The 6,773-nt window shown below is 34.2% G+C and carries 4 protein-coding genes and 1 pseudogene; 2 read left to right on the top strand and 3 right to left on the bottom strand.

Annotation, left to right across the window (positions count from 1 at the left end; all coding sequences use genetic code 11):
- From AC061C_RS15090 to purH, 3 genes and pseudogenes are all read right to left on the bottom strand, one after another.
- Positions 1-366: pseudogene (locus tag AC061C_RS15090) on the bottom strand (rod shape-determining protein MreC); the annotation flags it as partial.
- An 88-nt stretch (positions 367-454) separates the two neighbouring features.
- On the bottom strand, positions 455-1,483 hold the full coding sequence (locus AC061C_RS15085) for a rod shape-determining protein (protein WP_114754800.1): 1,029 nt from the start codon (positions 1,481-1,483) through the stop codon (positions 455-457).
- Between the two features lie 53 nt (positions 1,484-1,536).
- Complete coding sequence (gene purH / locus AC061C_RS15080; RefSeq protein ID WP_478291853.1) at positions 1,537-3,063, bottom strand: bifunctional phosphoribosylaminoimidazolecarboxamide formyltransferase/IMP cyclohydrolase; 1,527 nt, start codon at positions 3,061-3,063, stop codon at positions 1,537-1,539.
- Between the two features lie 197 nt (positions 3,064-3,260).
- On the opposite strand from purH, the gene AC061C_RS15075 reads away from it, so the two are divergent.
- Positions 3,261-4,511: an ABC transporter permease gene (locus AC061C_RS15075; RefSeq protein ID WP_417968939.1), complete on the top strand. Its 1,251-nt coding sequence runs from the start codon at positions 3,261-3,263 to the stop codon at positions 4,509-4,511.
- Between the two features lie 65 nt (positions 4,512-4,576).
- Entirely contained in the window at positions 4,577-6,745 is a 2,169-nt protein-coding gene (locus AC061C_RS15070) for a TonB-dependent receptor plug domain-containing protein (RefSeq protein WP_478291852.1), read from the top strand.
- The last annotated feature ends 28 nt before the right edge of the window (positions 6,746-6,773 follow it).

The raw sequence follows: 6,773 nt of genomic DNA, 5'->3' as shown, positions 1-6,773 counted from the left end.
AGTTAGATAATTTTCATGTACATTATAGGAGTTGTGTATCACTTTTGACACTACAATATCACTTGGTTTAACACCCTTGATACTGTCTAATTTCTGTACTAAAGTGGTGTCTTTACGATTAAATAAAAGATTTTTCAGCTGTGCGTTTTCAAGAGCAAGAGCATCATTTTGTGTTTTTAAATTTAAATACTCGTTTAGAACATTCACCCTTTCATAAACTCCGCCACTTAAAAAATTTGCAGAGCTGATGATTTTGCTCCTGTGGAAAGAATGGGATTGAATGGTGAGGGTTAACGAAACACCCAAAAGCAGCAAAAACAGTAACCGATTACTGTTTTTAAAAATAAAATTAAATATTTGCTGCATTTCTTAGCGGTATAATGTAAATAACTGAATGTATTTTATAAGTCTAAAAATAACGTACTTCTTAAAGTAAGAAAGGAATACCTAAAAATTACTTAATTAGAATGCTCTTAAATTTTGTAATGTTTTTTAGAGCCATTCCAGTTCCTCTTACAACTGCTCGTAATGGATCTTCAGCAATGTAAACAGGCAAGTCCGTTTTTTGTGAAATTCTTTTGTCAAGACCTCTCAACATAGATCCTCCACCGGCAAGGTAGATTCCTGTATTGTAGATGTCGGCGGCTAATTCTGGTGGTGTTTGAGATAAAGTTTCCATGACAGCATCCTCAATCCTTTGAATGGATTTGTCTAATGCCTTTGCAATTTCTCTATAAGAAACTTCAACCTGTTTTGGTTTACCAGTAAGTAAATCTCTACCTTGAACAGACATATCCTCTGGAGGAGTTTCTAGATCTTCGATAGCGGCACCAATTTGAATTTTTATTTTTTCAGCGGTACTTTCTCCAACAAAAAGATTGTGTTGTGTACGCATGTAATATACGATATCATTGGTAAAAACATCACCAGCAATTTTTACAGATTTGTCACATACAATTCCACCCAAGGCAATTACTGCAATTTCGGTTGTTCCACCACCAATATCAACAATCATGTTTCCTTTAGGTTGCATGATGTCAATGCCAATTCCAATAGCGGCTGCCATTGGTTCGTGAATCAAATATACTTCTTTACCATTTACTCTTTCACAAGATTCTTTTACAGCTCTCATCTCCACTTCAGTAATTCCTGAAGGAATACAAACTACCATTCGTAAAGCGGGAGTAAACATTCTCTTTTTTAATGCGGGTATGCTCTTTATGAACATACTAATCATTTTTTCTGAAGCATCAAAATCAGCAATTACACCATCTTTCAAAGGTCTTATCGTTTTAATGTTTTCATGTGTTTTTCCCTGCATCATGTTGGCCTCTTTACCAACAGCGATAATTTTGCCTGAAATTCTATCACGAGCAACTATCGAAGGGCTGTCTATTACAACTTTATCATTATGTATGATTAAAGTATTAGCGGTACCAAGGTCTATCGCGATATCCTCGGTCATGAAATCAAAAAATCCCATAAGTTTTTTAAGGGTTAAAAGTTATAAAATTGTGACGAGCAAAGTTAAACAAATTAATGTTTAAAATGACGAGTTCCTGTAAATACCATTGCAACTTTATTTTCGTTGCAGTAATTAATACTTAATTCGTCTTTTATGGAACCTCCAGGCTGAATTACAGCTGTTATACCTGCTTCTTTGGCGAGTTCTACGCAATCAGGAAAAGGGAAAAATGCATCGCTTGCCATTACAGCACCCTGCAAGTCAAAATGAAAATTTTTCGCTTTTTCTATGGCTTGTTGTAACGCATCAACTCGTGATGTTTGTCCTGTTCCAGAGGCAATAAGAGTCCCGTTTTTTGCAAAAACAATCGTGTTAGATTTGGTGTTTTTACAGATTTTAGAGGCGAAAATTAAATCCTGGATTTCCTGTTCAGTAGGTTCTGTTACTGTAACGGTTTTTAAGTCTCGTTTATTGTCAGTACTGTTGTTTCTGTCCTGAACTAAAATTCCGTTTAAGCACGTACGAACTTGTTTTTGTGGTAATGCTACTTCATTTTGAACCAAAATTATTCGGTTTTTCTTTTCTTGTAAAATAACTATGGCCTCTTCATCATAGTTGGGAGCAATTACCACTTCGCAAAATAATTTATTTATTTCTGCTGCAGTAGTAACATCAATTGTTGTATTTGAAATCAAAACTCCCCCAAAAGCAGATGTAGGATCGCACGCTAAAGCCGCAGCATAGGCTTCGCTAATTGAAGTTCTGGTAGCCAAACCGCAAGCGTTGTTGTGTTTTAAAATGGCAAAAGTTGGGCCATCATTTTTGAATTCGGAAATTAAATTTACCGCAGCATCTACATCAAGTAAATTGTTATACGACAATTCTTTTCCATGAATTTTTTTAAACATGGCATCAAAATCACCAAAGAAAAAGCCTTTTTGATGTGGATTTTCACCATATCTTAGAACTTGACCATCAGCAATACTTTCTTTGTAAATTGTTTCGTCAGTATTGAAGTAGTTAAAAATGGCAGCGTCATAATGAGAAGAAACATGAAATGCTTTAGTAGCCAATAATTTTCTATTTTCTAGTGTTGTGGCTCCGTTTTGGGTTGTAATTAAATCTAAAAGCAAGCCGTATTGATCTACCGAAGCTACAATTACAGTGTCCTTGAAGTTTTTTGCAGCAGCGCGAATTAAAGAAATACCTCCAATATCGATTTTTTCAATAATATCAGCTTCGCTAGCGCCTGAGGCAACTGTTTTTTCAAAGGGGTACAAGTCAACAATTACTAAGTCAATTTGTGGAATGTCGAATTCGATCATTTGCTGCACATCACTCTCGTTGTCTTGGCGGTTTAGTATTCCTCCAAAAACTTTTGGGTGTAATGTTTTTACTCTACCGCCTAAAATAGAAGGGTAAGAAGTGACGTCTTCGACAGGAATTACAGGAATTCCTAAATTTTTTATAAAATCCTCTGTTCCTCCTGTAGAATAAAGTGTAACATTTTGACTGTTTAGTTGTCTTACTATAGGTTCTAATCCTTCTTTTGAAAAGACAGAGATTAATGCCGATTGAATTTTTTTTGTTGTGTTCATTATGTAGTTATAGTTATAAAATGCAAAAATAGTTTTTTAATGTGAAAATAAAGCCATTTGAAAATGAGATAATAGTGATTTTTCATCCCTATTTTTGAGTAAAGATATAATAATTGACTCGGTCAGCAACGAATACATTTTCCATTAGGATATTGAATCCTATTTATTGAATTTTACTTTAATATAAAAAATAATTTATGATAGTTTACTTTCGATTGTTAAAAGAGAGTTTGGGTTTTGCTATGAATGCCTTGCGAAACAATAAGTTAAGGACTTTGCTTTCTTTGTTAGGAGTTACGATTGGAATTTTTTCTATTATAGCGGTCCTAGCTGCTGTAGATTCCTTGGATAGAAAAATTACTAAAGATTTGAGTAGCTTGGATAAAAACACGATTTACTTGATTAAGTTTTCTTTTGGACCCTCCGAAATTCCACAATGGAAGCGAGAACAATTTCCAAATATAAAGTATGACGAGTACACTTATTTAAAAGGCGCTATGACCAATACTGATGAAATGGCGTTTCAAATATTCACCCGCAGAGAATCTATAAAATATGATTCTAAAACGGTAAGCGACATCAATATTGTGCCATCATCACATGAATTTATCGACATTCAAGGCTTAGAATTTGAAACTGGTAGATTTTACAATGAATCAGAAGCAAATTCGGGAAGTTCAGTTATTGTTCTAGGAAATGAAATTGCAAAATCATTGTTTGAGGGTGCGGAACCCATTGGTAAGAATGTTCGTTTGTATGGCAAACGTTTTACCGTAATTGGTGTTTTGAAAAAAGAAGGAGCTGGTTTATTTGGGGATAGTAATGATACGACCGCTTATATTCCAGTCAATTTTGTACGTCAATTGTATGGAGATAATAATGATTCTTTAACAAATGCAATAATAATTAAACCAGAAAAGGGAGTAGATATGGACGCTTTTAAAAGTGAATTATCTCAAAAATTAAGAGGGTATAGAGGTTTGAAAGCTGGAGAAATTGATAATTTTTTTATAAATGTTTTTTCTGGATTTACAGATTTGATAGATGGGATTCTGGGTCAAATGAATGTGGTGGGCTGGATTATTAGTGGTTTTTCCCTTTTAGTTGGTGGTTTTGGAATTGCCAATATTATGTTTGTTTCCGTGAAAGAGCGAACAAATTTAATTGGGATTCAAAAATCATTAGGTGCCAAAAACAGATTTATATTGTTTCAGTTTTTGTTTGAAGCTATAATATTGTCCGTAATTGGTGGAATAATTGGTCTTTTACTAGTTTGGATTATTTCTCTTATTTTGACCAATGCATTGGATTTTGAGTTTGTTTTAAGTGCGGGAAATATTATTCTAGGAACAGGATTAGCCGCAATAATTGGATTAATATCGGGAATATTGCCAGCTATTTCTGCTTCAAAACTAGATCCTGTTGAAGCAATTAGAACAGGGATGTAATAACAGTTGATATTTCATCTTTTACTCATTTTTTTAGTTTGATAAACAAATTCATCTTTTTTAGCATGTTAGTGCTCTCGCTTTCCGGATACGCACAAAATCAGAGGGATACTACCCAGCTTGCTGATGTTGTCTTGACGTACAAAGTGCCTGTACCAATAGTTTCATTGCCATTTCAAGTAGTAGTAATCTCTGCTGCACAAATGGATTTTCAAAATTTTCAAAGTACCGCAGATGTTTTGTCTAATTCAGGCTCATTATTTGTTCAAAAATCGCAACAAGGTGGCGGGAGTCCTTCCATTCGAGGCTTTGAGGCCAGTAGGGTTTTGTTGCTCGTGGATGGTGTTCGTATGAATAATTTGATATTTAGAGCTGGACATCTTCAAAACGTTATTACAGTTGACGAGAGTTTACTTGATAATGTAGGTATTTTTTATGGTCCTGCTTCTACATTATTTGGTAGCGATGCACTTGGCGGCGCGATTACAATGACTACCAAAAAAGCAAAATTTTTAGATGAAGTCCAAAACAAATGGACAGGTGCAGTTAATATGCGTTACAGTACGATTAATCAAGAGCAATCAATTGCTTTAAATTTGAATTATGCTTCCAAAAAATTTGCTGCTTTGACTCTAGTTTCGTTTAATGATTTTGGAGATTTAAAAATGGGAAAAAATAAAAATCACAAGAAAGATTTTTTTGGAGAACGCCCATTTTATGTTGCGACAATAAATAGCTTGGATCAGTTGGTTGCGAATGAAGATAAATACGTTCAAAAAAACACAGCATTCAAGCAATACAATCTCATGCAAAAATTAAGCTATAAAACAAATTTAGGTTTTGAGCATGGTTTGAATTTACAATTTTCGACATCAACAGATATTCCTCGTTACGATCGATTGACAGAAACGGATCCTTCAACAGGTTTAAGGCATGCGCAATGGTATTATGGTCCACAAGAGCGAGTATTGGGGATTTATTCCTTGAATAAGAAAAAAGCATTTATTTCTAGCGACTTGAAACTAACTGTTGCTTTTCAAAATGTAAAGGAAAGCAGGCACAACAGAAGGTTTGGAAACTATAATTTACAAAGTAGAGAAGAAGAAGTAAAAATGTATTCTGTTGCGGTAGACTTGGCTAGGAAATTTAAAAGCGGAGAGTTGTTTTACGGATTAGAATCGTATTATGAAAACTTGAATTCTTCAGCATATTCTACTAATTTAAACACTGGTTCAAAAAATTCAATCAGTACACGATATCCCAATGGAGACAATTCTATGTTGCGAAACGAAATCTATATTTCCTATAATGATAAAATAGCCGACAACACATTCTGGAATTTAGGCGCTCGTGTTGGTAATACCGCTCTAAAAAGTACTATTGCTGATAATTCTTTTTTTTCATTACCATTTTCGAAAATAGAACAGAATAATTTCACGTATAGCGGTACTGTAGGAATTGTTAAAAATACATCAGAGCATGTTGCTTTAAAGGCAAATGTATCTAGCGGATTTAGAGTTCCAAACATTGACGACTTAGCCAAAGTTTTCGAATCAGTAAAAGGAACGCTTATTGTTCCTAATTCAAAATTGAAACCAGAAAAAACTGTTACTGCTGATATCGGGATTGTTATGCAATCTAATTCTAAAAAAATAAAGTTTGAAAACACGTATTTCTATACCAGAATGTATGATGCTATTGCAACATCTCCATTTCAATATGAGGGGCAAAGCGTGATTTTATATGATGGAACATTAAGTAACGTTTTTGCAAATCAAAATAAGGGAAAAGCTTTTATTACGGGATTGTCCACTAAATTTAGTGCGATGGTGTTATCAAAAGTAAAAGTCGATGCTAATTTTAATTATAATTTGGGTAGAATTGTTGAAGAAGGTGCACCACAAGCTCCATTAGATCATATAGCGCCTTTTTTTGGGAAGATTGGTATTCTGTATACGAACTCTAGGGCAAGCATAGAAGCGTACTTGCTGTACAATGGTAAGAAAAAAAGAAGCGATTATTCTTCAAGTGGTGAAGATAATTTGCAATACGCACCGGTTAACGGAATGCCAGCTTGGGAAACATACAACGTAAAAACTAGTGTTGAAGTGTATCATAATGCTACCTTATTTGCAGGTGTCGAAAATATTTTAGACACCCAATACCGCACATTTTCTTCTGGAATTAATGCCCCAGGAAGAAATATATATGGGGGATTTCGATACAACTTTTAAAAAAGAGTATTCCTTAAAATAAAAAATT

This window comes from Flavobacterium sp. GNP010 (assembly GCF_056428945.1).
The sequence above is the reverse complement of the archived record's forward strand: the minus strand, read 5'-3'. Positions and strand labels throughout refer to the sequence as shown.

Excerpts from the sequence above, each read along its gene's own strand:
- AC061C_RS15085 (WP_114754800.1), bottom strand. The coding sequence starts at position 1,483 with ATGGGATTTTTTGATTTCATGACCGAGGATATCGCGATAGACCTTGGT.
- purH (WP_478291853.1), bottom strand. The coding sequence starts at position 3,063 with ATGAACACAACAAAAAAAATTCAATCGGCATTAATCTCTGTCTTTTCA.
- AC061C_RS15075 (WP_417968939.1), top strand. The coding sequence starts at position 3,261 with ATGATAGTTTACTTTCGATTGTTAAAAGAGAGTTTGGGTTTTGCTATG.
- AC061C_RS15070 (WP_478291852.1), top strand. The coding sequence starts at position 4,577 with ATGTTAGTGCTCTCGCTTTCCGGATACGCACAAAATCAGAGGGATACT.